Origin of the sequence: Canicola haemoglobinophilus, assembly GCF_002015075.1 — a bacterium.
Taxonomy (GTDB): domain Bacteria; phylum Pseudomonadota; class Gammaproteobacteria; order Enterobacterales; family Pasteurellaceae; genus Canicola; species Canicola haemoglobinophilus.
Window position 1 is genome coordinate 1 of record NZ_MUXZ01000079.1, and the last position, 1,502, is coordinate 1,502.

A 1,502-nucleotide genomic window follows, 5' to 3' on the forward strand; every position below is an offset into this window, starting at 1 on the left:
AATTCTTCTAGCTCTTCTACCTAGCAAAAAGAACGCCCATTTTTACTATAAAGACATCAGCCACCGATCAAAGTCCTCAAAGTTATCAAAATCAGGAACGTTTACATCTTCGCTATTTACCATTTTTTGCATACGCTCTAAATCATAATTAAAACTAGGCTCATTTTTTTCTAGTTTGTCATCTGTAATAATGGTGTCTTGTGTTGGTGTAATCCTAACTGGTTTCATTGTGTAACCTTTTGCAGTGGTTTTTTATCGCTTAAATATCTACATTTGACAACATTTTATAGTTTGTTTTCTGCTATCCATGTTTCAAAGTAAGGGTTATTTATTTTTAGATTGCCGTTGGCTTGTCTTGTGATTAGCTCGTTACGCTCTAATTTTTTTATCTTCCCTTGAATTGTACTTGCGCTAATCGTTTCTATACCTAGTATCTCTTCTAATCGCTCTCGGCTTTCTTTGGTATATAGTGCGGTTTCCCCTTGCACTAATAGCTTTAATAATTCTTGTTCTAATAGGCTTAATTTCTGCCATTTATCTGCGGTTTCGCCTTGTTCGGTTATCTGTGAAAATCTATAGTTAGTCGCTTGCTCAAGGGTTAAATCTGGATTAATAATCATATCTTGAGCAATTGACCGCAAATATAAAGGCGTAAAATGAAAGCGCTCAAATATATGATAAAAAGCGGTTTTATCTATCTCTTTCCCTGTGCGGTCATGGTAAATATCTGCTAGAAAATCAGTAAAATCTTTAGTTAATACTGGAAAATCTAAAGCATGCGCAAAGTGAAAAAAAGGCGCCTTGTTATCGTTAAACATTGCTCTTAATCCGTTTGTACTGCTGCCAGTAAAAATCACTTTAATTTTGCTTTGATTAGCGTCTAATCCTGTTCTAAGTGAACGCACAAGCCCATTCTGTTTATTTTCTCTTGCTAACTCTTGCACCTCATCAAGCAACATTAAAACAGGCTTTTCGCTCTTTTCTGCGATAGCTTGTAAAATGTTATTAATTGTTATGGTTCTATGCTCGGCTTGTGCTTGGTTTAGTTCAATTCCCACGCCTAGCACATCAATTTGTTTTAGCTCTTTGAGCTTATCCAGAAGTTTATTTTTGCCATGCGTAATACTATCTAAAAACTGCATCAGGCTTTCAGCAAATAAAGCGCTTATATTTCCGCTAGACTGATCCATAAAGCTAAAATAAAAAACATGAAAGCCCATTTCCTCCGCTAGTGGACGCACATCATTTAGCAAAAATTGCGTCTTTCCCATACGTCTAGGCGCAAATAGGGTCAAGGCGTGAGTTATTCCGTCCTTTAAGCTAAATAATAGGCGTTGCGCTAATTCGGTGCGTCTAAAATATAAAGGGTCTAAAGTGCTTGCTGTATATTTTTTCATCTTTTATACAAAATTATATATAGGCTATATAATTATTCATTCTATATATAAAAATATATAAAACAACTCTTTCTTCTTGTCTATTTGTATTTTTTCGGTTGTGTT

Annotated in this window: 2 protein-coding genes; both read right to left on the bottom strand. The window is 35.0% G+C overall.

Annotated features, from left to right (window positions below):
- Positions 1 to 45 precede the first annotated feature (45 nt).
- Positions 46 to 228 (bottom strand): hypothetical protein, encoded by a 183-nt coding sequence (locus B0186_RS11435; protein WP_078219587.1) that lies wholly within the window; start codon positions 226 to 228, stop codon positions 46 to 48.
- A 56-nt stretch (positions 229 to 284) separates the two neighbouring features.
- Positions 285 to 1,397 (bottom strand): ATP-binding protein, encoded by a 1,113-nt coding sequence (locus B0186_RS11440; RefSeq protein WP_078219588.1) that lies wholly within the window; start codon positions 1,395 to 1,397, stop codon positions 285 to 287.
- Between the last annotated feature and the right edge of the window lie 105 nt (positions 1,398 to 1,502).

Coding starts and splice junctions, on each gene's coding strand:
- B0186_RS11440 (WP_078219588.1), bottom strand. CDS start 1,397: ATGAAAAAATATACAGCAAGCACTTTAGACCCTTTATATTTTAGACGC.
- B0186_RS11435 (WP_078219587.1), bottom strand. CDS start 228: ATGAAACCAGTTAGGATTACACCAACACAAGACACCATTATTACAGAT.